General features: G+C 43.2%; 31 protein-coding genes and 1 pseudogene. 30 read left to right on the top strand and 2 right to left on the bottom strand.

The window, feature by feature from the left end; genetic code table 11:
• The first annotated feature begins 92 nt into the window (after positions 1-92).
• Positions 93-1,331, top strand: a complete 1,239-nt coding sequence (locus QFZ81_RS14010) for an MFS transporter (protein WP_373462652.1) — start codon at positions 93-95, stop codon at positions 1,329-1,331.
• 82 nt (positions 1,332-1,413) lie between these two features.
• Here the strand turns inward: QFZ81_RS14010 and QFZ81_RS14015 are convergent, their stop codons facing one another.
• Complete coding sequence (locus QFZ81_RS14015) at positions 1,414-1,596, bottom strand: hypothetical protein (protein WP_029194957.1); 183 nt, start codon at positions 1,594-1,596, stop codon at positions 1,414-1,416.
• 143 nt (positions 1,597-1,739) lie between these two features.
• Between QFZ81_RS14015 and QFZ81_RS14020 the strand changes: the two genes are divergently transcribed.
• The 8 genes and pseudogenes from QFZ81_RS14020 (at position 1,740) to QFZ81_RS14055 (ending at position 9,459) form a co-directional block, all read left to right on the top strand.
• Positions 1,740-2,246 (top strand): DUF3189 family protein, encoded by a 507-nt coding sequence (locus QFZ81_RS14020; protein ID WP_307603101.1) that lies wholly within the window; start codon positions 1,740-1,742, stop codon positions 2,244-2,246.
• A 222-nt stretch (positions 2,247-2,468) separates the two neighbouring features.
• A complete protein-coding gene (locus QFZ81_RS14025; protein WP_307603103.1) occupies positions 2,469-3,311 on the top strand; it encodes a VOC family protein in 843 nt (280 codons plus the stop codon).
• A gap of 45 nt (positions 3,312-3,356) precedes the next feature.
• Positions 3,357-3,746, top strand: coding sequence for a MerR family transcriptional regulator (locus QFZ81_RS14030; RefSeq protein WP_307603105.1), 390 nt, complete (start codon positions 3,357-3,359; stop codon positions 3,744-3,746).
• 82 nt (positions 3,747-3,828) lie between these two features.
• Positions 3,829-4,689: pseudogene (locus QFZ81_RS14035) on the top strand (aldo/keto reductase).
• A gap of 83 nt (positions 4,690-4,772) precedes the next feature.
• Positions 4,773-5,585, top strand: coding sequence for an alpha/beta fold hydrolase (locus tag QFZ81_RS14040; RefSeq protein WP_307603107.1), 813 nt, complete (start codon positions 4,773-4,775; stop codon positions 5,583-5,585).
• Positions 5,586-5,733: 148 nt separating this feature from the next.
• Positions 5,734-7,212: a spore germination protein gene (locus QFZ81_RS14045; RefSeq protein ID WP_307449813.1), complete on the top strand. Its 1,479-nt coding sequence runs from the start codon at positions 5,734-5,736 to the stop codon at positions 7,210-7,212.
• Between the two features lie 19 nt (positions 7,213-7,231).
• The gene (locus QFZ81_RS14050; protein WP_307603109.1) at positions 7,232-8,341 is read left to right on the top strand and encodes a GerAB/ArcD/ProY family transporter; all 1,110 of its coding nucleotides are present in this window, start codon (positions 7,232-7,234) and stop codon (positions 8,339-8,341) included.
• On the top strand, positions 8,338-9,459 hold the full coding sequence (locus QFZ81_RS14055) for a Ger(x)C family spore germination protein (protein WP_307443299.1): 1,122 nt from the start codon (positions 8,338-8,340) through the stop codon (positions 9,457-9,459). The genes QFZ81_RS14050 and QFZ81_RS14055 overlap by 4 nt, the downstream gene beginning before the upstream one ends.
• A 12-nt stretch (positions 9,460-9,471) precedes the next feature.
• On the opposite strand, the gene QFZ81_RS14060 is transcribed toward QFZ81_RS14055, so the two are convergent.
• Positions 9,472-10,113 carry a response regulator transcription factor gene (locus QFZ81_RS14060; RefSeq protein ID WP_307443297.1) on the bottom strand — a complete coding sequence of 214 codons (642 nt, stop codon included), beginning with the start codon at positions 10,111-10,113 and terminating at the stop codon, positions 9,472-9,474.
• Between the two features lie 523 nt (positions 10,114-10,636).
• On the opposite strand from QFZ81_RS14060, the gene QFZ81_RS14065 reads away from it, so the two are divergent.
• The 21 genes from QFZ81_RS14065 to QFZ81_RS14165 all read left to right on the top strand — a co-directional run bounded on the left by QFZ81_RS14065 (position 10,637) and on the right by QFZ81_RS14165 (position 26,417).
• Complete coding sequence (locus QFZ81_RS14065) at positions 10,637-11,164, top strand: GNAT family N-acetyltransferase (RefSeq protein WP_307443295.1); 528 nt, start codon at positions 10,637-10,639, stop codon at positions 11,162-11,164.
• Between the two features lie 417 nt (positions 11,165-11,581).
• Positions 11,582-11,998 (top strand): Rrf2 family transcriptional regulator, encoded by a 417-nt coding sequence (locus QFZ81_RS14070; RefSeq protein ID WP_307443293.1) that lies wholly within the window; start codon positions 11,582-11,584, stop codon positions 11,996-11,998.
• Positions 11,999-12,103: 105 nt separating this feature from the next.
• Positions 12,104-12,970, top strand: a complete 867-nt coding sequence (locus QFZ81_RS14075; RefSeq protein WP_307443292.1) for an SDR family oxidoreductase — start codon at positions 12,104-12,106, stop codon at positions 12,968-12,970.
• A 235-nt stretch (positions 12,971-13,205) separates the two neighbouring features.
• Positions 13,206-13,424, top strand: a complete 219-nt coding sequence (locus QFZ81_RS14080; protein WP_307443290.1) for a hypothetical protein — start codon at positions 13,206-13,208, stop codon at positions 13,422-13,424.
• Positions 13,425-13,490: 66 nt separating this feature from the next.
• Entirely contained in the window at positions 13,491-14,306 is an 816-nt protein-coding gene (locus tag QFZ81_RS14085) for a uroporphyrinogen-III synthase (RefSeq protein WP_307443289.1), read from the top strand.
• A 192-nt stretch (positions 14,307-14,498) separates the two neighbouring features.
• Positions 14,499-14,873: a Rid family detoxifying hydrolase gene (locus QFZ81_RS14090; protein ID WP_307443287.1), complete on the top strand. Its 375-nt coding sequence runs from the start codon at positions 14,499-14,501 to the stop codon at positions 14,871-14,873.
• Between the two features lie 490 nt (positions 14,874-15,363).
• Entirely contained in the window at positions 15,364-16,539 is a 1,176-nt protein-coding gene (locus QFZ81_RS14095) for an ArsA family ATPase (RefSeq protein ID WP_307443285.1), read from the top strand.
• A gap of 21 nt (positions 16,540-16,560) precedes the next feature.
• Positions 16,561-16,806: a hypothetical protein gene (locus QFZ81_RS14100; RefSeq protein ID WP_307443283.1), complete on the top strand. Its 246-nt coding sequence runs from the start codon at positions 16,561-16,563 to the stop codon at positions 16,804-16,806.
• 54 nt (positions 16,807-16,860) lie between these two features.
• Positions 16,861-17,214 (top strand): DUF6463 family protein, encoded by a 354-nt coding sequence (locus QFZ81_RS14105; RefSeq protein WP_307443281.1) that lies wholly within the window; start codon positions 16,861-16,863, stop codon positions 17,212-17,214.
• Positions 17,215-17,297: 83 nt separating this feature from the next.
• Complete coding sequence (locus tag QFZ81_RS14110; protein WP_307449810.1) at positions 17,298-17,843, top strand: DinB family protein; 546 nt, start codon at positions 17,298-17,300, stop codon at positions 17,841-17,843.
• Between the two features lie 208 nt (positions 17,844-18,051).
• Positions 18,052-18,333 carry a late competence development ComFB family protein gene (locus QFZ81_RS14115; RefSeq protein ID WP_307443280.1) on the top strand — a complete coding sequence of 94 codons (282 nt, stop codon included), beginning with the start codon at positions 18,052-18,054 and terminating at the stop codon, positions 18,331-18,333.
• A 143-nt stretch (positions 18,334-18,476) separates the two neighbouring features.
• Positions 18,477-19,847: an ABC transporter substrate-binding protein gene (locus QFZ81_RS14120; RefSeq protein WP_307443279.1), complete on the top strand. Its 1,371-nt coding sequence runs from the start codon at positions 18,477-18,479 to the stop codon at positions 19,845-19,847.
• A gap of 64 nt (positions 19,848-19,911) precedes the next feature.
• Positions 19,912-20,793: a carbohydrate ABC transporter permease gene (locus QFZ81_RS14125; protein WP_307443278.1), complete on the top strand. Its 882-nt coding sequence runs from the start codon at positions 19,912-19,914 to the stop codon at positions 20,791-20,793.
• Positions 20,794-21,624: a carbohydrate ABC transporter permease gene (locus tag QFZ81_RS14130; RefSeq protein WP_307443277.1), complete on the top strand. Its 831-nt coding sequence runs from the start codon at positions 20,794-20,796 to the stop codon at positions 21,622-21,624.
• Positions 21,624-22,832 carry a trans-sulfuration enzyme family protein gene (locus QFZ81_RS14135; RefSeq protein ID WP_307443275.1) on the top strand — a complete coding sequence of 403 codons (1,209 nt, stop codon included), beginning with the start codon at positions 21,624-21,626 and terminating at the stop codon, positions 22,830-22,832. Before QFZ81_RS14130 ends, QFZ81_RS14135 begins: the two co-directional genes overlap by 1 nt.
• On the top strand, positions 22,798-23,988 hold the full coding sequence (locus QFZ81_RS14140) for a GntR family transcriptional regulator (RefSeq protein ID WP_307443274.1): 1,191 nt from the start codon (positions 22,798-22,800) through the stop codon (positions 23,986-23,988). The genes QFZ81_RS14135 and QFZ81_RS14140 overlap by 35 nt, the downstream gene beginning before the upstream one ends.
• Before the next feature lie 30 nt (positions 23,989-24,018).
• Positions 24,019-24,282, top strand: a complete 264-nt coding sequence (locus tag QFZ81_RS14145; RefSeq protein WP_307443273.1) for a phytanoyl-CoA dioxygenase family protein — start codon at positions 24,019-24,021, stop codon at positions 24,280-24,282.
• A 7-nt stretch (positions 24,283-24,289) separates the two neighbouring features.
• Complete coding sequence (locus tag QFZ81_RS14150; protein ID WP_307603112.1) at positions 24,290-24,604, top strand: hypothetical protein; 315 nt, start codon at positions 24,290-24,292, stop codon at positions 24,602-24,604.
• Positions 24,605-24,825: 221 nt separating this feature from the next.
• Positions 24,826-25,584: a class I SAM-dependent methyltransferase gene (locus QFZ81_RS14155; protein ID WP_307603114.1), complete on the top strand. Its 759-nt coding sequence runs from the start codon at positions 24,826-24,828 to the stop codon at positions 25,582-25,584.
• A complete protein-coding gene (locus tag QFZ81_RS14160; protein ID WP_307603115.1) occupies positions 25,553-25,753 on the top strand; it encodes a hypothetical protein in 201 nt (66 codons plus the stop codon). Before QFZ81_RS14155 ends, QFZ81_RS14160 begins: the two co-directional genes overlap by 32 nt.
• A gap of 25 nt (positions 25,754-25,778) precedes the next feature.
• Positions 25,779-26,417: a ThuA domain-containing protein gene (locus tag QFZ81_RS14165; RefSeq protein ID WP_307443266.1), complete on the top strand. Its 639-nt coding sequence runs from the start codon at positions 25,779-25,781 to the stop codon at positions 26,415-26,417.
• The last annotated feature ends 10 nt before the right edge of the window (positions 26,418-26,427 follow it).

Genomic DNA, 26,427 nt, shown 5'->3' on the forward strand with positions numbered 1-26,427 from the left:
AGTTTGATTATTAGTTGCAGAGGGAGTGTTTTTCTGTGAAGTAACACAAAATAGGATAAAGCAAGCTAATGTGATGATTAGGAGAATGCGTTTTGAATGTGAATAAAACAAATTTGTTACGTGAACCGGCAAAACGAAAGTTGCTTTTCAGCACAGGTATTAGCTGGTTGTTCGACGCTATGGATGTAGGGATTATCTCGTTTATTGTTGCTGCGTTAGCAGTCGAATGGAAATTAGGTGCGCAGCAGATTGGTCTGTTGGCAGCCATTAATTCAATCGGAATGGCCGTAGGGGCTTTATTAGCAGGCTCCCTAGCTGATCGTTACGGACGTCGGATGGTATTACTTGGAACGCTTATTATGTTTTCCGCTGCCAGCGGACTCTCTGCTCTTGCCACTAGCTTTGTTATGCTATGTGTCTTGCGTTTCGTTACTGGAGTAGGGCTTGGAGGGGAACTTCCTGTCGCGTCAACTCTTGTTTCTGAGTCATTTCCCCTTAGTGAAAGGGGACGTGCTGTCGTGCTGCTAGAAAGCTTCTGGGCGTGCGGGTGGATCGTCGCGGCGCTCATCGCTTACTTCGTCATTCCTACTTATGGCTGGCGTGCGGCCTTTGTTATCGGTGCGCTGCCGGCCTTATATGCTTTATACCTCAGACGATCGATTCAAGATTCACCTCGATTTACCGAGCTGCGTAGCCGGAAATTGTCATTCCGCAAACGTGTAGCTTCCGTATGGTCATCTAAATATCGAAGATCCACCTTAACTCTTTGGATTTTGTGGTTCACGGTGGTGTTTTCCTATTACGGCATGTTTCTATGGCTTCCAACCGTGATGGTTCTTAAGGGTTTTGGTCTCGTGAAAAGCTTTCAATATGTATTGATTATGACGTTGGCACAGCTTCCAGGTTATTTTACAGCTGCTTATTTTATTGAGAAATTTGGCCGTAAGTTTGTGCTCGTCACCTATTTGCTGCTGACGGCAGCAAGCGCACTATGGTTCAGTAATGCTGAAACAGAAGGGATGTTGATAGCAGCCGGTGTTAGCTTATCTTTTTTTAATCTTGGTGCATGGGGAGCCATGTATGCCTATACACCTGAGTTGTACCCGACTGAAGTACGCTCAACGGGTGTTGGGCTTGCCGCATCTTTCGGACGTATCGGCGGTATTATTGGTCCGTACCTTGTGGGTTTGCTGGTGGCGAGTAATAAAGCAATCAACTCCATTTTTATGGTATTCTTTGTAGCGATTGTCATCGGAGCACTGGTTTTATTGTTTTTTGGCAAAGAAACAAAAAATGCGGACCCCGATTATACAGCTGATCCTACTCAATGAATATTCCAAGATGACGTAGTGACAACAAAAAACCACGCATCAGTGCGTGGCTTCTCTGTATATTTCTCTAATCCGTTACAAATTACGTGGTCTCACGTTCAATGATTTCCTCTAGTTCTGAACTGTGCTCGTTAGCCGCTGCAATGATTTCTTGATCTACCTTATTTTTTCCTTGCATGAGTTCTGCCGCTTGCGCCTGATTGTTTAACTGCTCTATTTCTTGGCCGATCCCATGCGCTCCTTGATGTCCACTGTTTGTTGTCATCGTTAAGAATGCTCCCTTGCTGTTATTTAATAGGATACAACAAACTGTAATATGCTCGAGAATAGGGTTGTTTTATTCATTATAGGAGATAATGAGTAAAGAAGCTTTATACAATATTGTTCTCTGGGTGGTGGGTTTGAACTATGATCTATATTTACAACGATTTCGGGGGAACTCATACAACAGTTTTAGCTGCAGCTTATCTTCTCAATAAGTTGGACGCTTCTCACGAGCCTACAAAAAGTGAAATATTGAATACACACAATTTCAATAAGCTAGTTTATAAAGACAGAGGGAAATTATACTTTCATGGCAAGGACGAGGATGGCAATAAAGTATACACAATGGGCAGAGGAAGGTCTAAAATCCTAATTCCAGGCGTTTTTAATTTCATTGATATGCTGATTGAAGAAGAGGTTCTCAACGAAAAAATCATTTTATCCAATACGTCTCCGACTGTGCCTTTTGCGATGACCTGCGGTGGTATGCTTTCACGATGGTTGAAAATTGATTTCATAGGTGTGCCCTTATTGGTTATAGGGGCAAAACAAGCCTATAAAGACATTTTTAATCTCGTTCAACATACGAAACAGACCGCAAAATTGTCAAGCTCCCAATTAATTATGCTTGATAATAAAGATTTCAAGTAAGTATTCAGGATTGAAATGAATAAGATAACTCGAGCAGGCGCCGCGGCGACCTGCTTTTTTCATAATAACTTTGTGGCAACATCTATTGCTTACTCAGTCAAAAATAACTTGACTTGGTGTTAACTCCAAGTTATAGAATCTAAGGGTAAGGCAAAGTGATCAAGATGAACATTTACGCATCAACTATAGTTGAATGTCCAATATATAATGGGAGGTACTCATATGAAGTTTCATCAACAACCAATTACATTTGTTAGTCATGTACATTTAATCGTTGAAAAGCTTGAAAGGTCTTTATCATTCTACCAAGGGGTATTAGGTTTTCAACTTTTGGATCGTACAGAAACCTCAGTTTCACTGACGTTAAACGGAAAGGATGTTCTAGTAACCCTAGAGCAGCCAGCAGATGTCTTACCGAAAGAACCACGTCGTTCAGGACTTTATCATTATGCGATACTTCTACCGGACCGGAAAGAGCTGGCAAAAGTCATTCAGCACTTTATCGATATTAGATACCCGTTACAAGGAATATCCGATCATCTTGTGAGTGAGGCGCTGTACTTAGCGGACCCGGATGGGAATGGGATGGAAATTTATGTAGACCGTCCTTCAGACAGTTGGGAATGGATTGGGGAACAAGTTAGCATGTCAACCGAACAGGTTGATTTACGCAGTCTTTTGTCTGAAACGAATGGAGAGAAGTTCACGGGTTTGCCGTCTGAAACCATTATGGGCCATATTCATCTACATGTTTCAGACCTCGCAAAAGCGGCGGAATTTTATATCCATGGACTTGGGTTTAAGGTTGTTTATCAAATAAGCAATCAAGCGCTCTTTATTTCGAGTGGAGGATACCATCATCATATTGGATTAAACATCTGGAACGGTAAAGGCGTACAAGCACCATCTCGTAACAGCGTTGGTCTGAAATATTTCACGATAGTATTTGCCGATGAAATAACTAGAGATGCTGCGACAAGGAATCTAGAACGGTTGGGCTATCCTGTAAACGAATATACAGCAGTTGACCCATCAGGAAATCATATTGTGTTGACTGTGAATTGAATTCGTTATTACTTCTAAACGGATCAGAAAGCATGTGATGAAATTATGACCAAAGTCATTGAGTATACGATCAAACAAACGGCAGAGCAAACCGGATTAACTGAAGATACGATTCGTTACTACGAGAAAATCGGTCTTCTACCACGAGCGGAACGAAAGATAAGTGGTCACCGCGTATACCATACAGAGGATATTAAGACCATGAAGCTCATTCAATGTCTGAAAAAAACCGGGATGTCGCTTGACGATATGAAGCCGTATTTGCAGCTCTCCTATGATGCTGATCTTACAGAATTTCCTGAAATATATGGAAAGCTTCGAAATCATAAGAAAAGTATCGAAAATCAAATGGCCGAATTACAGGTAATTAATGATTTTATCGATCAGAAATTAAAAAGCGGGAAATTCGGTCCACCAGACTTATTTGAACAATAAAAAAAGCACTTGACTTGGAGTTGACTCCAAGTAATACGATGGCTCTGTTAGAATAACTTTGAAATAAAAAGGAGCCATTACGATGAATAATAACAGAACAACAATCGGTAGAACAGGATTAAGTGCCTTCAAGATTGGATTAGGTGCAGGTGCTGTAGGGAATCAAATGATGTATCCAAATGTAACCGAGGAAACCGGAAAACAGCTTATACACACTGCTCTAGATCAAAATATTAACTTTATCGATACCGCTTATTTATATGGGTTCGGAAGGTCTGAACAATTGATTGGCGAAATTATCAAAGAAAGAGGTGGACGTGATCGTCTTGTTATCTCCACGAAAGCATCTGCTGATATCAAGTATATAGATGGCGTCATGGAAGTGGATAACAGCCGGCCTGCCCTTCGACAATCTGTTGAAGACAGCCTAGCACGGCTGCAAACCGATTACTTGGATATTTTCTTCCTTCACTTCCCGGATAACAAAACCCCGCTTGCAGAAGTAGCCCGTACCATGGCTGAATTGAAGCAGGAAGGCAAAGTTAAAGCAATTGGTGTATCCAACGTCACTATTGATCAATTGAAAGCATTTAATACGGATGATCATTTGGATATCCTGCAGGTACAAATATTCAGGTTTACTTACGGGTAAATATACGAAGAATGAAACATTTGATGATTTGTCTCGAATGAATAATCCTCTGTTCCAAAGGGAAGCGTATCTTACCAATCTCAAACGTGTTGAACAGTTAAAGGAATTCGCTTTGAATAAAGGAGTCGAAGCAGCACAAGTAGCTCTAGCTTGGTTATTAACAAGACCCAGGGTAGATATCATTATTCCTGGAGCTAAGCGCCCCGATCAAATCAAGAGTAATATTCAAACCTTAAACGTTCATTTAAGTGAAGACGAAATTCATCGGTCAGTGATATGTTCAAAATTTAATGTTGTTTACAAAATTGCTGCCAAACATTAAGAATGCCGATAGGCATGCACCTATTTTTGCGCATGTGAATATCTTGTTGCACATGAGTAATTTATTAGAGGAGCATGTCCAAATGGGATATTATGTTAATGTAGAAGCAGGAGTAAAAATATTTATTGAAGATGTAAACCCGGAGGGTAATAAGACCATCCTGTTTATTCATGGTTGGCCTTTAAGCCATAAGCAGTTTGAATATCAGTTTAATGTTCTGCCGGCAATGGGATATCGCTGCATTGGTATTGACTGGAGAGGCTTCGGTAATTCAGACAAACCGTTTAGTGGCTATCATTATGACAGATTGGCGGATGATATTCGTGCTGTAGTTGGAGCGCTTAGATTAGAGAATTGCACATTAGCGGGTCACTCGACAGGGGGAGCGATCGCAATACGATATATGGCGCGATATAATGGCTATGGTGTATCTAAACTAGTCCTAATAGACGCTGCAGCTCCTACAGGTTTTACACCAGAAACGGCGAATAAATTCCTCATCGAGAATGCTAATGATCGCCCCAAAATGCTGCAAGGTATCACGGACACGTTTTTCTTTCAATATATAACCGGGCCATTCTCGGATTGGTTTTTTCAGATGGGATTAGAAGCTGCTGGCTGGTCAACTGCTGCAGTAATAAAGTTATTAAGAGATGAGAACGTATCCCAAGATCTTCATCAAATATTCGTACCAACATTAATAATTCATGGCATCCATGACAAAGTGATTCCATTTGCACAAGCGCTGGAAGTAAATAAAGTAATAAGAAATTCGCAGCTCGTTCCATTTCAATACAGTGGCCATGGCCCTTTTTGGGAGGAACGGGATCGATTTAACCAGGTACTTACTCAATTTATTGGCTAAACTAACGGGCCTCACGCCCTTAAGAACCATCGCAACCAAAGCGATGGTTTTTTACGTTTTTCAAAGCTATATGGGATTGTTTTCCTGATCTTTTGACATACTATGCGATATGGCATTGTGAAACGAGGGATTGTTTATCGTGCAGAACATGAAAAAGTACATACCTGCCGATATTATCGAGCTGGAACAGCTGCTACAGGAATCTCTTAATGAAAATCCGAATTTAATTGCCAAGTATGTCATGCTAGGACAACAAACGGCTGCTCTCTATTATTTAGAAACATTAGTGGATCAGGATTTGCTCCAAAGGGATATTATCCAGCCATTATTAAGTTTAAGTGATGTCCTTTCAGTAAATGTAACAGACCGATTCCCTGTTGCAGGGATTGTTGAGGTTAAAGATATTCAGGCTGTTGTGGAAAAATTATTGCTAGGCTGGGTGTATCTTCACGCCGATGATAGCAGCTTCAATTTTCTGCTGAATGTGTACAAGCCTCCTAATCGGAGCTTTTCAAAAGCTGACATTGAAAGCCAAGTATTTGGTCCACAGATCGCATTCAACGAAATATTAAGGTCCAATGTTGCCTTGCTCCAAATGTATCTCCCGAGTCCAAACTTATGTCAGGAGAACCTGGAAGTTGGCGTAGAAATCAAGACACAAGTGGCGATGTTTTATATCAAAAATCTTACAGATAATGAACTCGTTAAACGAGTGCGCGACAGGATCAATAATCTTGAGATAGATGGTGTGGTATCCAGTGCACAACTAGTTCAGTTCATAGAGGATAATAAATTTACGATCTTCCCACAGTTTGTTATGACCGAACGTGTAGACCGTACTTCGTTCTCCCTATCAGAGGGGAAAATTGTGCTGTTTGTTTCTGGAAGTCCGTTCGCCATTGTATGCCCATCGACGATGATGGATTTCTTCTCTTCCCCTGAAGACCATCAAGTTCGGTGGAATATGGCTACTTTCTTCCGGCTTTTACGGGTTGGAGCCATGGTTTTATCCTTACTATTCACACCCATATATGTAGCAGCATTAACATACCATTATGAAATCATTCCTTCTGCCATGGTCGTGCCGCTGGCTGAATCCCGAACACGAGTACCATTTCCCCCCTTAATGGAAGCCTTGTTTTTGGAAATAACGATTGAACTGCTCCGTGAAGCTGGTGCAAGACTTCCGACCAAGATTGGCCAAACAATCGGAATCGTAGGTGGTATCGTTATCGGACAGGCCGCCGTACAGGCAGGATTTACTAGTAATATTCTCATTATCATCGTAGCACTAGGAACGTTGGCATCGTTTATAACACCGATTTATCTAATGGGTATTACGATTCGTATCATCCGGTATCCAATCATTATACTTGCAGGCTTTTATGGAGGAATTGGGATCATGATTGGTATCTGCTTTTTGGTGATTCACCTTCTTCGTTTAACTAGTCTGGGACAGCCTTATTTGTACCCCCTCTATCCGTTTCGGAAAGGGGATTTGAAAGACAGCATTTTGAGATTACCTTTCAATTTTTTGCGTGAACGCTCCATGTATATCCGTGGCGATGACACCAACAGGTTTGAGGAACAAGAGATTGTGACTAGCCACAGCGATATTGATGAATAATGGACAAGGAGGAGTAAAGGTGAAGACTGGTAGTCCTCCAAAGAGATTGATGTTTAGTTCCTTTCTCTTATTCTTTGTTATTCTTTCCAATCAGATAGGAACTGGTTTGTCTGGATTTCAGCGTATTATTTTCCAATCGGCGGGGCATGATGCGTGGATATCCGTCTGCATGGCTGGGGTATGGTCTCATCTAACGGTTTGGGTCATGCTGCGAACTCTTAAGCTGAATCCGAATATGGACCTCTATGAAGTTCACAGAGACCTTTATGGTCGATATTTCGGGGGGATAATCAACACAATTGTTATGTTGTATATGCTAACTGCTGTCTTGGTGATATCCCGCAATTATGTAGAAATGGTCCAGACCTGGATATTCCCGGACCTACCCACATGGCTGCTGAGCACTTTTTTGGCTATGTTAACTACTTATGGCGTTCTTGGCGGTATTCGGGTTGTAGTGGGGATCTCCTTTATGTCCGCAATATTGACAACATGGTTGATAGTATTTTTGTACTTTCCTATTCGGTATGCAGAATGGACACATCTTACTCCGATAATGGAAGCAAGCATTTCTGAATTAGTTCAAGGCATGGTTAAAATGTCTTTGACCATCGTCGGTTTCGAAATTCTGATGTTTTTGTATCCTTTTATTCGTAATAAACACCGTGCCCCTTTGGCCGCCCATTTAGGACTTATTACCACCACTGTCATCTATGTAGCTGTTATGGTGGTCACGCTTGTTTACTTTAGTCCTGGACAATTATCGAAGACCGTTTGGGCTACGTTCAGCCTTTTTAAGATTGTTGTGTTTCCATTTCTGGAACGCTTTGAATATGTGGCTATAAGTATATGGATGTTGATCGTCCTTCCCAACTTAATGATGTACATGTGGGCAGCGTCCAAAGGAATTAAACGAATATTTGGATGGAAGCAAAAATATGCCCTTTATACCTTTGCTCTTATACTGGTTGTTGTATCGATCTTTTTTAAAACACGATTACAGATTAATACTTTAAATGACATCTTTTCGAAAGTGGCCCTGAGATTTGTATTTGCTTATCCCTGGGTACTTTACGCAGCTGTCTTACTCAAACAACATTTTCACAAGAAAAGAGAGGGGATACAATGAGGAAATCCCTGCTAGTTCTGTCGGTTATCGTACTACTTTTTCCTACTGGCTGTGTGCAAAAGAGGATTTTAGAAGAATTAGGACTCATCGTCATTGTTGGTTATGATCCTCAAGAGAATGACCGCATCAAGGGAACAGCGCTGCTCCATCAAATAGATCCGGAAGCGAAAGAAAAGGTTCAGGTAGTCGTTACAACCGGTAACACAAGCAAAGGGGTTCGAAATGCTCAGAACCGTGAAGTATCCAAGCGTGTCGTTGGTGGACAGCTCCGAATTGCCATGTATAATGAGAAGTTGGCCCGGAGTGGGATCTTAACCCTTACCGATACGCTCTCAAGAGACCCTTCCATTTCAGATACAATGTATGTAACTGTAAGTAAAGGGAGCAGTGAAAATATTATCACGCATCGATTTCCGGAAATAAGCAATATCGGAACTTACCTCTATAAAATGATTCGTCAAAATATTCAAGGAGAACAAATTCTTTCATGCACGCTTCATGAATTTATTCATGATGTATATGCAGTAGGAAAAGACCCGGTTCTCCCTATTGTTGAGCGTTCTGGCGACGAAATTTCAATGCATAATACGGCAATGTTTCAGAATGATAAGATGGTAGGAGGGCTTAAGGTGGACGAGGCTTTTCTGCTTAAACTTATTCGAGATCGTTACAGAGCTGGTGCGTTGGAGTTAACCTTGGACGCTGAACCTTTTAAACAAATTAAGTCAGGTATTCAGACGGATAAAATTAATATCGTGATAGAAAATATCACAAGTTCCAGTAAAATTAAGCTAGTAGACCCCACTATTCCGTCATTTTCTGTCCATATATCTATGCATGCCAGAATTCAAGAGATTTCAAACGAGATGAATTTAGGAGAACCAAAGGTCGTTCATGCCCTCGAAAGCGAGATTGCCAAGGAATTAGTTCGGCGTGCGCAACATCTGATTACCAAAACCCAAGCGGTTCAATCGGATCCGATCGGTTTTGGTGAAACTTATATTTCTAAAGTACGACACTCCAATCTGACGGATGAGAAGTGGAGGGAGATGTATCCCAAAGCCAAGGTCCAAGTGGATATCAAAGCAATCATGGTTCGCTCAGGTGTGATTGAATAGTTGTTTTGAATCTCAACCCTCCCGTGATTCCTTCAAAAGCCGCTTAGCCTCGTTCCGATCTACAACTTGAAGCTTATTCAGTATCGTAGACACGTTGTTGGCTACAGTCTTGGAACTGATGTGCAAGCGTGTGGCGATTTGAGCGTTAGTATCCCCCTCGGCGATACGCTCCAATATCTCTTTCTCCCGCTTGGACAGCTCAGCCAAAGCAGGGTGATCCACAGTGTCCACCAGCTTGGGCGCCGAAAAGTAATGCATCATCCGTGCCGCGATATCCGAGCTGAATACAGCTCCGCCACTACCCACCATGCGGATGGACTGCATCAGCTCAACTTCGTCCGCGTCCTTCAGCACGTAGCCCTTGGCCCCGACGCGCATGGCGGTAAAGACCGACTGATCGTCGCGGAACATGGTAAGGATTAATACTTCGATATGCGGGAATTTCTCTTTAATCAACCGCGTGGCCTCGATCCCGTTCAGCCCTGGCATGCGAATATCCATCAAAATCAAATCAGGCTGGCATTGTTCCGCTAGCTTCAAAGCCTCATCTCCAGAGGAAGCTTCTCCAACAACTTCCAAATCTTCTGTCGTTCTAAGCAAATTTCTGACTCCGCTGCGAAATATCGGATGGTCATCTGCGATTATGATCTTCATGTTTAGTATCAATCTCCTTCAAGTTCTAATCTCTTAGCACAAACTCTTACAGTGGCAGCAAAGCCAAAACTCGTGTGCCCCCGTTTTCAAGTCTTTCTATTGTGCAGTGACCACCCAATTCAGCGGCCCTTTCCCGAATGGAGACAAGGCCAATGCCGCCTTTACTGCCCGAAATCCCCGACCGAGATGGGAGGGATGCGCCATTATCCGTGATTTCCACCCGCAGTTTGTGGGAAGATGAGACGTTCCCCGCTGGGTTCCAGGTCTGTTCTTGCTTATGATTCTCTCCATAGTCATTCCAGTCGCAGATAATAAATGGTTCGCGTTCTTTTGGGGATTAACTTATGTGGGGATGGGTTACTGCATCTGGGCAAATAAATTAAACACATCAACTATAAAATCAGTAGATCGAGCTGCTGCTGATATCGTGAATATTAGGCTTTAAACTTGATGATGGTAATGATTCAGAAGTACAATGTAAAAGAACTTATTTTGACATGATTTCCCTAGTAGGAGTGTGAAGATGCTAAATCGAACGAATGATTTGCAGGTAAGGATCGAGCCATGGGCAGAGGCTGATCTTGCACTGCTGTATCGCATGAATGCACCAGAGATGCTGGAACACTTGGGTGGTCCGGAGACGGAGGAGCAGATCCTGGCGCGCCACAAACGCTACGTCGAGATTGGCGGCAAGGGGAATGGCCGTATGTTCAGCATCGTTCTGCTTCCAGAACTAGAAGCGGTCGGCAACATCGGGTACTGGGAACGTGTCTGGCAGGAAGAGATCGTGTACGAGATCGGTTGGGGCGTACTGCCGACGTTCCAACGCAGAGGCATTGCAAGCGCAGCAACCGCGGCGGCCGCTGCTAGCGCCAGAGCAGAACAGAAGATCAGGTACCTTCACGCATTCCCGTCGGTCGATAACCCCGCATCGAATGCCATTTGCCGGAAACTCGACTTCGAGTTCATCGCCGAGTGCAGCTTCGAATACCCTCCGGGAAGCTTCATGCGATGCAACGATTGGAGATTGGACCTTACTGATGCAACATAGGATGGAGCAACTCTTTATGTAAATGAATGTGTATAATTTGAATTAGATCAGTCATAATACTTATGACGGTGAAACAAGAGAGGTGTGGTTCCGTTGTACATTCAACGAGATAAATACCAGGGAAGTTGTTTTTGAATCCATATAGAAGCGAGGAGATGTGCCGCAAACACTTAATGTAGTACTTGTACTGCAATAATGGATGAGGTATAGACCAAGCCAAGTAAGGTTCAAGGCATAAGTACCATCAATCAATTCACCGTCGAGAAGAACTCCGAAAGGAGTTCTTTTTCTTCTTAACAAACATAATCATGAGCCACAATTCAAGAAGGGTGAAAAAAATGATTTTAAACTGACATGACAAACTTGACTTAGAAGTTAGTTAGAACTATACTGGTTACAACGAGTAGGTGATGATGAATGAAACAAATTAGCAGTCGATTTTCGATAGCTGTTCATATCCTGTCGTTAATTGCGACCATTCCAACAGAATGTACAGGTGATTTCATTGCTGGCAGCGTGAATACGAATCCTGTCATCATTCGCAAAATTATTGGGATGCTGAAGAAGGCAGGACTCGTTGAAGTACGTGCTGGAGTTGGCGGAGCTTCGCTATGTAAGGATACGGACCAGATTACATTACTTGATGTATACCGGGCAGTGGAAGTGATCGAGAATGGGGAATTGTTCAATTTCCACAACCATCCTAACCCCAAATGTACGGTAGGAAGAAATATTGAATCTGTTCTCCGTGCAGAAATGCGTGATGCTCAATCTGCGATGGAACAAAGATTGTCTAACGTTTCCTTGAAACAGCTGATAACTAATTTCAAATAAAAATAGCTCTTAATGAGCTAATTTTTATAGCTTAGTTGTAACCAAATTAGTTATAACTATAGTGATTCTAACTTATTATTAAATAATCTGATGGAGGTATTACAAATGAAAATTCTAGTAACCGGTGCAACAGGACAATTGGGATCAAAAGTGGTGGAAGCTTTACTTGCATCCGTACCGGCTGAGAGATTGGCTGTTAGCGTAAGAGATACGGAAAAAGCAACCGATTTACATTCTCGGGGAGTTGAAGTACGCCATGGTGATTTTGATGATCCAGCATCTCTTGATAAAGCTTTCGCTGGTGTTGACCGCCTACTTATCGTTTCGACGCAAGGGGATAATGAAACTCGAATTCGTCAACATTTAGCTGCTGTATCTGCGGCTGAGCGCGCTGGGGTTGGTTTCATCGCGTACACTAGTGCCACAAACGCAGAGGAAAGCTCTCTCTTTCTTGTGCCTGTGCATCGTGCGACAGAGGAAGCGATTCGTAAAACGGGAATTCCATACTCATTTCTACGTAATAACTGGTACATTGAGAACGAGATTGGAACGTTACAAGGCGTATTGGCGGGTGCACCGCTCGTGACCTCAGCAGGAGCTGGCAAAGTTGGGTGGGCTTCTCGCGGCGATTATGCACAAGCGGCAGCAAATGTGCTTGCAGGTAACGGACATGAGAATACGGTTTATGAGCTCTCGGGCGCATTGATCACGCATGAAGACCTCGCGGGGGTTCTTTCTAAGGTCCTTGATCGTGAGGTTCCAATTCAGCAAGTTGACGATGAGACTTACGCTAAGATCATGGCCGGTGCAGGGGTTCCTGAGCAAGTTATTCCCATTCTTGTTGCCATCCAAAGCGCGATTAGAGATGGCGTTCTAGAAATAGAGAGCAACGATCTTCCGACACTTCTTGGTCGCCCGGTTACACCACTGAGCGAGGCGATTGAAGATCTTGTGAACGGATTGAACTCATAAAACGAGCATAAACAAGGCAATTAAGCCGCAGTCTTTTATAGACCGCGGCTTTTTGTTATCTTTTGGCTTCGTACTACTGAATAAAATTGCATTTATACTAGTTGAGGAGAAGCCTAGCCGCTATTTGAGAAATTGGATGGTATAAATAGCACGAAAGTGGTTGATGAATTTCGGATTAAATTCCTATATAATTTTCACCGAAGACCAATTTTACAAAGAAAAAGGTGGTTATTTTATGAATATGTATATCTATTTTGGGATATTTTCAATCATACTATTATTTGGTTTAGTAGTTACCTTTATGGTTGGTTTTTCTCGTAAGAATCGTGAAGGCGATCAAACTTATTTTCAAAAAACAGAGGTAAAATGGGTTCGGCTTACATCTTTTTATGTGATTTCAATTGTTGCAGGTTTGTTAGCCTTACTAGCGTATATTCGTTATTCGATCGGGTAAAAATGACCACGCCTTCGCTGCACAATGCGAAGCGTGGTCATTTTAAAAAAGGGGGATTCATAGCAAATGAAAAAGCTTATCAACAAGAAAATCGTAATCGCAGGCTCTAGAAAAACAGAGGAAATGAGCCTATTAATTGAGAAGCAGGGCGGTATCCCTGTCATTCGTCCTTTGCAAGGCCTTTTATATTCTGATGAGTCGGCAATAGAACAAGAGTTATTATTTTGCGTGAATAATAGGATTGATTGGTTTGTTCTAACAACAGGCACTGGAACAGATACGCTGCTGGTGGCAGCAGAACGCTTAGGAATTCATTCAACTCTGATTCAAAAAATGAAAGAAGCGAAGGTAGCGGCACGCGGATATAAGACGTATGCTTTGCTTAAAAAATTAGATATAAAACCTGAAATTGTCGATGAGGATGGTACGACGCAAGGTTTAATTCGAAGTATGGACCTTTGTGATTTCGCGGGTAAAACAGTAGTTGTCCAGTTACATGGTGAACCTCAGCCCGATTTGATCCAATTCTTAGAGAATCGGGGGGCGAATGTTATTCAACTGCTGCCTTATCGGCATGTAGAACCGGAATCATCCACTTTGGAGACATTGTGTCATGAGCTTTCAACGAAATCAATAGACGCTGTTTGTTTTACTACCGCGGTGCAAGTGCGATATTTGTTTGAATATGCCAAACGTCAAGGGATCGCGGATACAGTCCGAGAATCGTTCAACACACGAGTAAATGCAGTAGCGGTAGGGAAAGTAACGGAAGAGGCTTTGAGAGAAGAAGGATTAGACCTCGTCATAGTACCTGAAAGCGAACGGATGGGGGCCATGGTTATTGAATTAGTCAAGTATTATGAGAATCAATATTTACCTTGATTTGGTCCAAATAGGTTTAAACATGATAAGCCGGCATGAGCTGCTATTTTGTGGCGCTCGTGTCGGCTTATTATGTTAGGCAAATATAAAAATTCTCCGATACTTATGAGCACAAATCAGAAGAAATGCAGGAATATTTTGGGATTTATCGAATTAATCAACGGGCCGAAATAATAAACTGGAGGTATAACCATGAAAGAAGTTATTTTTACAGCGAAAGCACAAAACCCTGATGGAATGCCATACTCGCAGGCAATTAAAGCAGGTAATACGGTATACGTTGCTGGACAAGGACCTTTTGATCCTGAAACGGGTAGGTTAGTAGGAAATACATTAGAAGAACAAGCGAGAAGGGCATTAGAAAACCTTAAAGCAGTTTTGGAAGAATCGGGTGCTGCGTTGAAAGATGTTGTAAAAGTAACTGTATTCCTTGGAGAAGGAGCAGGCTTCGATGAATTTAATTTGATTTACAAAGACTACTTCTCAAAACCATATCCAGCTCGAACAATAGGGCCAGCAAATATGGGTTTTATGGTTCAGATTGATGCTATAGCTGTGATTGAATAATAGAGTAAGGAATATGTTTATTCCAAAAACTGTGATGATCATTGATGATGAAATGGCTGGAGTAGGATCGGCGAATTACGGAGAAATTCGAGCGTGATCTACTTAATGCAGTACCTTTGCAAATGGAATAATTGATACAGCGCTCGTATCCATAGCGTATAATTGAGCAAGCAGCACGCTTATTTGCCCCTATATTAAAAAAACCTATATTCGAAAAGAAACTAAAGAGCAGGACGCCATGGCACCTGCTTATTTTGATCTGTTCAATGTATCAGTTCAATGTGTGCCACAACGGAAGTCAGACTGTATATTAATAATATTTACCAAGTGATCAAAAACAATTCCAGCATGAACAGTTGACATTACTACGATTAAGTAGTAATTTAACAGTAGGAATTAATTACGATATCGTAGTTTATGGTGAGAATGATTGAAATTGATTAATTTTTTATGCAATTACTACGAAATCGTACTATTGGAGGTGCTAAGTTTGCGCATTATTATTTACACAGGTAAAGGCGGAGTGGGAAAAACCAGTATCGCCGCAGCAACGGCTTACCGAATGGCAGCCGAAGGAAAGCGAACAATCGTTATAAGTACGGATGCTGCACACAGCTTATCGGATTCGCTCGGTATTCCGCTGCAGCACGAACCAATATTAATTCATGAGCGATTGTGGGCGCAAGAAATCGATTGCTTAAGGGAAACACAGCGGTATTGGGGGAGTGTTCGCAATTGGTTCTCGAACTTTATGCAGTGGGCCAACCTGGATGATATCGGATCTGAAGAGCTTATGGTGTTTCCAGGGTTTGAAGAATTATTTAGTCTCTTAAGAATTAAAGAGCATGCCGAAAGTGGACTGTATGATGCAATCATTGTGGATTGCGCACCGACTGGGGAAACACTTCGTTTGCTTAGCTATCCCCAACTGCTTCGATGGTGGGTGCGAAATATATTTCCTTACGAGCGTAAAATTCTCAAGCTTGCCCGTCCGATTATGAAAGTGACCAAGGGCTTGGAACTGCCCAGCGACGATGTTATGGACAGCTTCAGCCAAGTTGTCGATCAATTGGAAAAGCTGCAGCAGGTAATCGCCGATCCCGAAATTACTAGTATTCGCCTTGTCGTTAATCCGGAAAAAATGGTTATTTCCGAAGCGCGGAGAGCCTTTACTAACCTCAACTTATACGGGTTTCACACCGACGCGGTCATCGTTAATAAAGTGCTTTCCGAAGAAGCATCCGAAGGGTATTTCGCGCAGTGGAAACAAATTCAGAACAAGTACGAAGAAGAAATTGTCCAATGCTTTAGTCCATTGCCAATCTTGAAAGTACCTCTAATGCCTCTTGAGGTTGTTGGTAAGGAGATGCTAGAGCGCGTTGCAGCAGCAGCTTTCCACGAACGGGAATGCGGAGCGATTCTGCATAGAGGAATCATAGAGGAAGTGAAGAAAACAGAAGCAGGATATGAACTCCGCATCTCGCTACCTTTTACCGAAAAGAAACAACTCCAATTAAATCAAAAAGGCGATGAATTGACACTGCAGGTCGGCAGCTATAGACGGATCGTTGCACTGCCTCGGATCTTGATAGGGAGACAGGTGGAGGCAGCACGTCTTGCAGAGGGTATACTGACCATACATTTCGGTCTTAACAAAGAATCGTAAATAGGTAGGAGGAAATGGTTCATGAGCATCCGCACAAATATGCAGGATTTAGAAAATATTGTGCTCCTCTTCGAGGGAATTAAAAACATCGCTGTGGCAAGATTCGTTCCAGAGGCAGCAAGAGCTCATTTTCGATTAGCGGAAAAAGAAGCCTTATTAGGTGTCAAATCTCTGCTTGATGCAGCTATAGTTCGGTTGGAAGAAGATGATTCCATGAAACAAGTGAACGATAGTAATCATTTGAAACAGATTCCTGTTGAAGATTAAAGCTATGTTTACGATAAATAGTTTGGTTAGAACGAAACTCTAAGGAGGTGCAGCATGGCCATACAGAAGCACAGCGGATGGATGATGGAGTGGACTTCTTACATTCATAATGCTGTCGGTTTGATTTTATTTTGGAAACCGATCAGCGAGATGGTGAAAGCTGGGATATGGAATTCCGTTGATTCTTCCTTCGACAGGTCGGCAGCTATCTGGTTTTTATTTTTTGGTGTTTTGTTGTGGATTATTGGACGAATGATACGTTGGATGACCAAAGAGAAGGGCCTTGCGATTCCTCGCTTTGTAGGCTGGCATATTCTCATTTTGTCTGTCGTAGGGGCAATAATAATGCCTATATCAGGCTTCTGGCTCGTTATTCCGCAAGGACTTTATTTCATACGAAAGTCTTAAAACGCATAAACACTACTGACATACAGTTGTCAGTAGTGTCTTGTATACTAAAGTTATAAGATTCGAGAGGAGCTAATAATATGATAAAAACAGCTGAAATTGTGGAACGAATTGAGGAACTCACGCACTATTACCTAGATGAATTACATCCACTGAGCATGGAGCAACTGAAGCTTCAGTCAAATGAGAATGAATGGTCGCTTGGACAGTTGTACCTCCATCTCATCAAAACAGCTCTCTACATGCAGATTGGTAATATCGAGAAATGCCAAAATCAGAGCGCAGATGCAGTCGATACTATAGGGGGAAAAACAGATGCGGGAGCAGCAGTCTTTACGTTAGGTGGTTTTCCACCTGAACGCATTAGGGTTCCGGCTTCTCCTCAATATACGCCCGAGCAGCCCGGTAGTAAACAGCAGATCATAGACGGCATGCATACGGTGCTCCAAAGAATGAAAGAAATCGAGCCTTTGCTTGAGGACATTTCTCCGAGATGTACCTCGCTGCATCCAAGATTAGGCGCGCTTAACGCGAAAGAATGGTTTGCACTAATTGAGATGCATTATCGCCATCATCTTCTTCAGTTAGAGCGTTTGAAAGCATTCTTAAACAGCACGGAAACCGTATAATATCAACAAAACGAGGGAGCTCCTTATAAGCTTCTCTCGTTTTTTCTATTTCGAGATACGGCAAGGGTTCCATTTATGGCAGCCTAACACTTACTAAACATATTCATGATTGAATAGGAACATAAGACTTTAATCAAAGGCTGATGAATGAATAATAGAGTCGATAGTTTAGTGAGATAAATGCCGGTATAGAGGAGTCTGAACAAGTATGGGATTAGTTAATGCAGTAGAAGCGATCGTTAGCAATTTGTATGAAGAGTTTCAAAAGAGCTACGAGATCAAATGCGGATGTCAGCATTGCAAAGAGGATATTCTTGCGCTAGTTTTAAATCGCATACCTCCCAAATATACGTCGAGTGAAAAAGGCCAGCTGTACATCAAAACTCTCTATTTAAATCCACAGCTGCAATCCGATGTCATGAGAGAGCTCATGCGAGCTGCTCTTGTCGTTGAACATAAACAAAACCATGCTGTTATTGAAGGGGTATAAGATAAAGGAAAATAAAACGCTGATGACATAGGAATGTCATTAGCGTTTTTTTGCTTTTGTTAATTAAAGCGGCAGCAATAAGACATATCTATTTAATTAAGACAATATAGTTGAATATGACTAAATTGAGGAGGGCGTCAGATATGGGGGCAGCTGTGGTCAAAGGATGGACAACTTTGTTTGCCGGCGTAATGTTATTGGGTTCCTTAGCAGGGTGTAGCGGGAGTGGCAGCTCCGAGAATACGGCAACTCCAAGCGGGAATACGGCAGCGCCCAGTGAAAGCTCGAAGAGCACGGAGCCTCCAGCCAAACAAGTAACGCTTCATATGATTGAAAGTTTAACGAGTCCGGAACGTACCAAACTGCTTCAAGATGCCATAGCTCGGTTTCAAAAGGACAATCCGAACATCAAAGTGGAACTCATATCCCCGCCATTCGATCAAGCGGACAACAAAATTAGAACTATGCTTGCCGCCAAGCAAGAACTCGACATTCTCGAGGTACGGGATCTGAACATTGCCGAGTATGTGAATAATGGTTATTTGGAACCATTGGATACCTACGCATCGAGTTGGGCGGATAGTAAAACTCTCTCTGGTACATCCAAAGTTGTAGGCTCGAATAACGGAAAACTCTATTTTATCGCGAACGCTCTTTATCAAAGACAAATGTTTTATCGGAAAGATTGGTTCGACGCCAAGGGGCTTACTGCACCGAAGACGTGGGAAGAGCTGGTCGATTCTGCCAAGAAGCTGACCGATCCGAAACAAAATCGGTACGGTTTCTCATTCCGCGGAGGTCCGGGAGCTAACGGCAACTTTGACCATATGATTTACGATTATAACGATAAATCGATGAATATCGATGATGCGCCGTTTACGAAGGATGGCAAGTCGGTGTACAGCACACCTGAAGCTAAGCAGGCATTGGAGCTTTACAAGAAGCTTTATAAAGAAGCATCGCCGCCGGACTCGATCAACTGGGGATTCCAGGATCAGGTTCAAGCCTTTACATCTGGGGTGACCGGCATTTTGCTCCAGGACCCAGACGTTATTAAGGTGCTTCAGGACAAAATGGACCCCAAAACACTAGAAACGGCAGCGATGCCACTCGGACCTAACGGCAAATCACTGGTCAGTACGGGGGCTGCAGGATGGGGCGTAACAGCGAATTCCAAAAGTAAAAACGAAGCTTGGAAATTGATATCTTATCTCTCGAGCCCGAAAGAAAATACGGAATTCTCAAAGCAAATTGGCACCATACCGATTCATACATCTGCGACAGCTGATACATTCTTTCAAACAGGCCCTTATAAGACGCTGCTAGATATGACTGCAAAAGCAGATGTTTTCGTCAACTTTACACCTCCTTTCAAATATCCAGGGAACGGGAGCTGGGGAGAACTGAGCATGAAAGGGCAGCAATCGTATTTGCTCGACAAGAAATCGACTGACGATACTCTGAAGGAATGGGATAAATTTTGGTTAGATCAGAAAGCGGGAATGAAAAAATAAAGGAAATAGTTGAAAGCGGCGGGCGGTCATCGTTTGCCGCTTTTTCTTACCGGGGGGTGTTCATGTGAGTTCTCGGCAAAAATTCATTCTCTCCAGCTTGCTGCCCGCACTGCTTCTAGTGTTGATTTTTACATATTATCCCTTCTTCAAGGGAGTGGTGATGGCTTTTCAAAATTACAAGCTGTTCAATCTGAAGCAGGTGCATTTTGTCGGTATGCAAAACTTCGTTGATGCATTTCGAGACCATCAATTTCTTGCAGCATTGAAAAACAGCGCCTACTGGGTGTTTTTCTCCTTAATTTTGCAATTTCTCTTTGGGTTCATCCTGGCATTGTTTCTGAACAAGAAATTCTGGGGACGAGGCGTGTACCAAGCCTTTATTTTTTATCCATGGGCATTATCGGGATTTCTGATCGGCCTTATTTGGAAGTGGCTGTTTAACTCTCAAATCGGCGTCATTAACGATCTCTTATTGCGACTAGGTATTATTGAAGATCGGATTGGGTTCTTGTCGGATCCCAAATGGGCGATGTCCTCCGTTATCGTCGCCAACGTATGGTACGGGATAGCCTTTTTTACCATCATGCTGCTGGCTGCTCTGCAATCTATACCTTCGGAGTTGTACGAAGCAGCGAGCATTGACGGAGCAAACGGTTATCGAAAGCTGCTTTATGTGACGATTCCGTACATCATGCCAACCATCATCGCTACTACGCTGCTGCGGGTTATTTGGATCTTCAATGATCCTACGCTCATTTACGGCATGACGAATGGCGGCCCGGGAGGGGCGACCCACATTTTATCCTCCTTGATGCTCAATAAAATTATTTATGACGGAGATTATGGGGCTGCATCGGCAGTCGGGGTCATAATGATCGTCATGTTGTTTTTGTACACTTTGTTTTATTTGATGGTTACCAAGTCGGAGAAAGTAGGTGACTTCTAAATGAAACGAAATTATGGGTATCGGGTCATCAAAGTTGCCTTTCTTTCCGTATACTTAGTCGTTATGGTGTTTCCGTTATACTGGATCGTCATCACCTCGTTAAAGCCGCAAAAGGAAATATTCAGTTATCCCGTTCATTACTGGCCCGAACAATTCACACTTCAAAATTACGTCAACATTTTCAAAGTGTCTAAATTTAACGTATATATTGCCAACAGCCTTCTCGTCTCGATTTCTTCTGCGCTGATCGTAATCGTGATTGCTATATGCAGCGCTTATGTACTCGCGCGATTTCGGTTTCGCGGCCACAAACAAATCATGCTCGCATTCTTCGTCACACAGATGCTTCCAGGATTCATCGCTCTGGCTCCGCTTTACATGATGATGTCAAACTTGCATCTACTTAATCAGCGAATTTCATTGATCCTCATGTATACGGTCATCTTGATCCCGTTTTCCACGATTATGCTGCGAGGCTTTTTTCAAAGAATTCCTTCCAATCTGGAGGAAGCGGCGATGATCGACGGCTGTTCCCAGTTGTCTGCCCTCATTCGAGTCATTATCCCGATCATGATGCCGGGTATTTCCTCGATGTTCATATTTGCTTTTGTCCAGAACTGGAACGAGCTTTTCTTGGCCGTCATGTTTATCGATAATGAATCGTTAAAAACACTGCCGGTAGCGATGAATTCTTTTATCCTCAAATTTAATGTTGATTGGGGCTCTATGTCCGCCGGAACTGTGCTGTCTGTACTCCCGACGATACTGTTGTTTGCCCTAGCGCAGCGATTTATTGTAGAAGGATTAACCCAAGGGGCGGTGAAAGGGTAGTGAGTGCAAAGGAGAAGATGTACTCCATAGTGGCACATGATGCGCACGATGATCGTCATCATGGCGCCATCAATGTTCCCATTTATCAGACAAGTTTATTTTCGTTCGATACGTACGAGCAATTCAACATGGCAAGACTCGATGAGCAAGAAAACTTCGTGTATTCCAGAGGCAATAATCCTACGGTGAGGTACCTGGAGGACAAGCTCGCCCAGCTGGAGCAAGGGGAAAGAGCCAAGTGCTTTTCATCCGGAATGGCAGCGATTTCGGCAGCGATTATGTCTATAGTCAAGCAGGGTGACCACGTCATTTGCACTCATCAGGCGTACGGACCGACACGAGAATTTCTAGGCGTCTACTTGCAAAAGTTTGGGGTCGAAACGACCTTTGTCGATGGCAGTTCATTGGAAAATTGGAAATGTACGGTTCGGCCGAATACCAAACTACTGTATTTGGAGAGCCCGACTAGCATGATGTTCCAGCTGCAAGATATCAGAGGTTGTACAGCGCTGGCTCAAAGTATAGGAGCAGAAACAATTCTCGACAATTCGTGGGCGACGCCTTGTCATCAAAATCCGCTCATGATGGGGGTTAGCCTCGTCATCCATTCGATCACGAAGTACATTTCCGGGCATAGCGATTGCGTGGGAGGTGTTGTGATCGGCTCCCACCGATTAATGGACACGCTCATGTCGACGGAATATATGTTGTTCGGCGGCATTATGACGCCACAGACGGCGGGATTAGTTACGCGTGGGCTGCGTACACTGCCAATGCGCATGCAGCGGCATGAGTCGAGCGGGCTGAGGGTCGTCGAATATTTAGGCAGGCAGCATTATGTCCGGAAGGTTAACCATCCGGGGTTGACAAACCACCCTCAGCATGAGCTGGCTCGTACGCAAATGTACGGGTACAGCAGTTTATTTTCGTTCGAATCCGATGAGCCGGTTGTCAAATTAAGGGCTTGGGCGGACCATCTGCACTATTTCAGAATTGGAGCCAGCTGGGGTGGTTTCGAAAGTTTAATCAATGTAAATGCCTTAAATAACAATGATCAACAAACAGGTTCGCTTGTTCGACTCTATATAGGTTCCGAGGATCCGGACGACTTAATTCGGGATATGGAAGAAGCATGGCGATGTGTCACACTGAGCCCTTCTGAGGGGGAGATATATGAGCAGAATGCGGGTATCAGCCAGGACGGATGAACGACAACCGCTATACTTGCAGATTCAAGAGCATTTTAAACAGTTGATCCAGTTATGCGCTATGGAGGAAAATGACAAACTTCCAACGGAAAAGCAGCTGATGGAGCAATTCGGTGTCAGTCGAATGACGGTTTCCAATGCGCTTACGCAGCTGGCGAAAGACGGATGGATTTACCGGATTCCAGGGAGAGGAAGCTTCGTTAGTCCAGAATCCCGTACGAAGGTAGAAGATGAGAGCCTGGATTACAATCAGCTTGACGCAATTGATGTGAAAGAGCAGGATGAGCGTGCTTCCTCCCGCAAAATGATCGGCTTCGTTCTACCCTTATTGGAAGATTTCTTTGCGATTCGACTATTGAAGGGAATTAATTCCGTGCTCGAGAACAAAAATTATTATGTGTCGATTGTGCTAACTCACAATAGCAAGGAGCGGGAGAAGGAAGCCATTCAGGAGCTGATTAAGAATGGGGCCATCGGACTTATTATTTTTCCGATTGATGCGGAAACGTACAACGAAGAAATCTTGGTACTGAAACTGCGGAAATTTCCTTTCGTGCTCATTGATCGCTACTTGCCAGGCTTTGATACCCACTGTGTCTGTTCGGATAATTGGATGAGCGCTCAATTGGCGGTCAACCATCTATGGGAGCAAGGCCATAGGGACATTGCTATTTGCTCCGATATTTCGATCCATACAGTGACCGTCGACGAGCGGATTCGCGGCTATATGGAAGCACTGAAACAAAAAGGCTCGATGATTAACCCGGCTTTAATTGTGACGGATTTTCAAGTGACAGATACGATCCCCATTGAAAAGCACCCGTTATATCATTATCTCAAATATCGCACAGCAACCGCGTTCATTACTTTGAATTTGAAGTTAGGCTTGATTTTAACGAGTTTGGTTAAAAAACTGGGAATGAATATACCGCGCGACCTCTCTATTATAACGTACGATAATCCCTCATCCGAGCTAGACGGAAACCCTACATTCACTCATATAGACCAACATGAGCAGGAAATTGGCGCTAAATCGGCTGAACTTCTGCTTAAACTGTTGAATAACCAGGAGAGTGTGAAAGAGCCGACTAAAGTGATCGTAAAATCGGCCCTAGTGTTAGGAGAATCCACTGGAGAACTATTGGTTAAGAAATAATCATTTGTTTAAAAAAGGAGGAGCTTTACTATGAATCCTATTTCTAATCCAGGAGAGTTTACGGAGCTCGATCGGTTTATGTTTGAATCATGGGGCTATCTGATTATTCCTAACGTGCTCTCCGAAGATGAGGTGAAGGAATGTCTGGAAGCATCCATCCGTTTACACGAGTCAGCCGACGCAAAAGGTTTGGCACAGGTGGGAAAAGGCTATGAAACGGAATCCGCTTTGGAGCGATTGATTGATCATCCCGCTGTATATGGGGAATATGGAGATGATCCCATGAAGCCATAGAAGCCAAGTGCAGCTTCCGGGTGCGATTAGAACTGCCAAGGATGATGTTCCGATCGGTCATGTCATTTGTGCACCGGCGGGATCGGTATTATTTTTTCATAATGCCGTCTGGCATCGGACTTTCGCTCATGATGGTGATTACGACCGGTATACGATGCACTATATTTATAGTCCGCCGTGGGTTCGATGCTCAGATCGTTTCGAGAATAATCAAGAGTTCGTAGACCGCACAATTCCGACACGCCGTTATTTAATGGGACAATTTGCAAGACCAGATGCGCCATTTGGAGCTAGCTATCCTACCGAATTCGAGAAGGGTTGAAGTTGTAAGAAATGGTGAATGGCCGCGAAATTAGCGGTCGTTTTTTGTGTTTTAGTGCTATGTATTTGTTATGGACTTTTGCCAAATAATTGAATATGATATAGATGTATATAATGAAACGTTGTTTCACCAAGTGAAACAAAAGTCGCAGTTTCTTAACTCAACAACAGTTGGTCGCTTTGTTTGTAGAAGGATATTTTATCTGATGGGAGAGGTATGAGATGAATAATCATAAAGAACGTTTTTCAAATCGCGTTGATACCTATGTGAAATTCCGCCCGAGTTATCCGAAAGAGGCTATTGATTATTTGTACGACGTCGTTGGTCTGTCCGCAAATGCAGTAATTGCGGACATCGGCGCAGGGACAGGTATTTTTTCAAAGCTGCTCTTACAAAGAGGGAGCCAAGTAATCGCTGTTGAACCGAATCAAGCGATGCGGGAAGCCGCTGAGCAAATGTTGAGCGGAGATGCCAATTTTCATACCATACCGGGGTCCGCAGAAGCGACTGGTCTATCGAATGAGTCTGTTGACTTTATCGTTTGTGCCCAAGCGTTTCACTGGTTTGATCGCACGGCCACACAAGCCGAATTCCATCGGATTCTGAAGCCTGGCGGGAAGGTGCTATTGATTTGGAACTCACGTCTGGAACATGGCAATGCATTTAGAGAAGAGTACGACTTACTGCTTCGTACATTTGGAAGTGATTATGAAAAAGTTACTCATAAAAATATTTCGCAGGAAACGCTGGCGTCTTTCTTCAAGAACGATAGTATGCAGCTAGAACGATTCGCTATTACTCAAGTTTTCGATTTTGAAGGTTTGATGGGGAGGTTGATGTCATCTTCCTACATTCCCGTACCTGAGCACCCCAACTTTGCGCCGATGATGACGGAACTGCAGCATATATTTGAACGGCATGAGCAAGATGGAAATGTGTTTTTCGATTATGAAACTGAGGTGTATTGGGGAGAGATTTAGTAAAAACGCGATCAAAACGTATATGAGCGGTATTTGGAATGATGCGGGTACTTATACTGCGGAACAAGCGGCCGACAATATTTTGAATCGAATAGAGGAATATAAAGATACGCTTCGCGAAAAGCCGGTTTATCTTGAAGCAGACACCGGAAAAGAATTGCCTTGGTAAAACAAAAGGTGGGGGAGAAGAGCGCATGAGTGATAAAACGAATGTACTTTTGGTTGGTGACGACACAGATGTTCCATGGCATCCATTGGAACCCGCCAAGCATCAGCTTAGGGGGATTCTTGGCGAAGAATTTCTGATTACGAGTACGGAGGACTACAACTATTTCACGGAATTGGATCGAAAACAATTCCAACTTTGCATATCCTATACGGATTGCTGGAACCGAGATCTGTCACCGGAACAAACTTCTGGTCTAATTCAATTTGTGGCGGGTGGAGGCGGGTTGCTTGTGATCCATAATGGCATTTCGGTTCAACGTAGCTACGAGCTGATCCAGATGATCGGTGCAAAGTTTACAGGCCACCCGCCGTACCAGTCTCTGGATTATTACGGATCCGTGGAGAATCATCCATTGCTCGACGGTGTCGAGGACTTCAGCATGGAGGAAGAGCCGTATATGTTCGATTTTGATCCTTTCACCAAGAAAACCGTTTTTCTAGAGTATGAATTTGATGGAAACAGGTATCCAGCAGCCTGGGAGCAAGCTTATGGTCTTGGGAAAGTGATCTATTTACAACCCGGTCATCATGCTCCATCATTTAAACCGGAAGCTTACAGGCGTCTAATACTCAACAGCGCACGTTGGTTAAGTGCTAGTAACTAAATGATTAATT

The organism is Paenibacillus sp. V4I9 (genome assembly GCF_030817295.1).
In the GTDB taxonomy this organism is placed as follows: domain Bacteria; phylum Bacillota; class Bacilli; order Paenibacillales; family NBRC-103111; genus Paenibacillus_E.

What these genes read in the sequence shown, in the direction of transcription:
- QFZ81_RS14015 (WP_029194957.1), bottom strand. Translation starts at nt 1,596, where the DNA reads ATGACAACAAACAGTGGACATCAAGGAGCGCATGGGATCGGCCAAGAA.
- QFZ81_RS14020 (WP_307603101.1), top strand. Translation starts at nt 1,740, where the DNA reads ATGATCTATATTTACAACGATTTCGGGGGAACTCATACAACAGTTTTA.
- QFZ81_RS14025 (WP_307603103.1), top strand. Translation starts at nt 2,469, where the DNA reads ATGAAGTTTCATCAACAACCAATTACATTTGTTAGTCATGTACATTTA.
- QFZ81_RS14030 (WP_307603105.1), top strand. Translation starts at nt 3,357, where the DNA reads ATGACCAAAGTCATTGAGTATACGATCAAACAAACGGCAGAGCAAACC.
- QFZ81_RS14040 (WP_307603107.1), top strand. Translation starts at nt 4,773, where the DNA reads ATGAGTAATTTATTAGAGGAGCATGTCCAAATGGGATATTATGTTAAT.
- QFZ81_RS14045 (WP_307449813.1), top strand. Translation starts at nt 5,734, where the DNA reads ATGAAAAAGTACATACCTGCCGATATTATCGAGCTGGAACAGCTGCTA.
- QFZ81_RS14055 (WP_307443299.1), top strand. Translation starts at nt 8,338, where the DNA reads ATGAGGAAATCCCTGCTAGTTCTGTCGGTTATCGTACTACTTTTTCCT.
- QFZ81_RS14060 (WP_307443297.1), bottom strand. Translation starts at nt 10,113, where the DNA reads ATGAAGATCATAATCGCAGATGACCATCCGATATTTCGCAGCGGAGTC.
- QFZ81_RS14065 (WP_307443295.1), top strand. Translation starts at nt 10,637, where the DNA reads ATGCTAAATCGAACGAATGATTTGCAGGTAAGGATCGAGCCATGGGCA.
- QFZ81_RS14070 (WP_307443293.1), top strand. Translation starts at nt 11,582, where the DNA reads ATGAAACAAATTAGCAGTCGATTTTCGATAGCTGTTCATATCCTGTCG.
- QFZ81_RS14075 (WP_307443292.1), top strand. Translation starts at nt 12,104, where the DNA reads ATGAAAATTCTAGTAACCGGTGCAACAGGACAATTGGGATCAAAAGTG.
- QFZ81_RS14080 (WP_307443290.1), top strand. Translation starts at nt 13,206, where the DNA reads ATGAATATGTATATCTATTTTGGGATATTTTCAATCATACTATTATTT.
- QFZ81_RS14085 (WP_307443289.1), top strand. Translation starts at nt 13,491, where the DNA reads ATGAAAAAGCTTATCAACAAGAAAATCGTAATCGCAGGCTCTAGAAAA.
- QFZ81_RS14090 (WP_307443287.1), top strand. Translation starts at nt 14,499, where the DNA reads ATGAAAGAAGTTATTTTTACAGCGAAAGCACAAAACCCTGATGGAATG.
- QFZ81_RS14100 (WP_307443283.1), top strand. Translation starts at nt 16,561, where the DNA reads ATGAGCATCCGCACAAATATGCAGGATTTAGAAAATATTGTGCTCCTC.
- QFZ81_RS14105 (WP_307443281.1), top strand. Translation starts at nt 16,861, where the DNA reads ATGGCCATACAGAAGCACAGCGGATGGATGATGGAGTGGACTTCTTAC.
- QFZ81_RS14115 (WP_307443280.1), top strand. Translation starts at nt 18,052, where the DNA reads ATGGGATTAGTTAATGCAGTAGAAGCGATCGTTAGCAATTTGTATGAA.
- QFZ81_RS14120 (WP_307443279.1), top strand. Translation starts at nt 18,477, where the DNA reads ATGGGGGCAGCTGTGGTCAAAGGATGGACAACTTTGTTTGCCGGCGTA.
- QFZ81_RS14130 (WP_307443277.1), top strand. Translation starts at nt 20,794, where the DNA reads ATGAAACGAAATTATGGGTATCGGGTCATCAAAGTTGCCTTTCTTTCC.
- QFZ81_RS14140 (WP_307443274.1), top strand. Translation starts at nt 22,798, where the DNA reads ATGAGCAGAATGCGGGTATCAGCCAGGACGGATGAACGACAACCGCTA.
- QFZ81_RS14145 (WP_307443273.1), top strand. Translation starts at nt 24,019, where the DNA reads ATGAATCCTATTTCTAATCCAGGAGAGTTTACGGAGCTCGATCGGTTT.
- QFZ81_RS14155 (WP_307603114.1), top strand. Translation starts at nt 24,826, where the DNA reads ATGAATAATCATAAAGAACGTTTTTCAAATCGCGTTGATACCTATGTG.
- QFZ81_RS14160 (WP_307603115.1), top strand. Translation starts at nt 25,553, where the DNA reads ATGAAACTGAGGTGTATTGGGGAGAGATTTAGTAAAAACGCGATCAAA.
- QFZ81_RS14165 (WP_307443266.1), top strand. Translation starts at nt 25,779, where the DNA reads ATGAGTGATAAAACGAATGTACTTTTGGTTGGTGACGACACAGATGTT.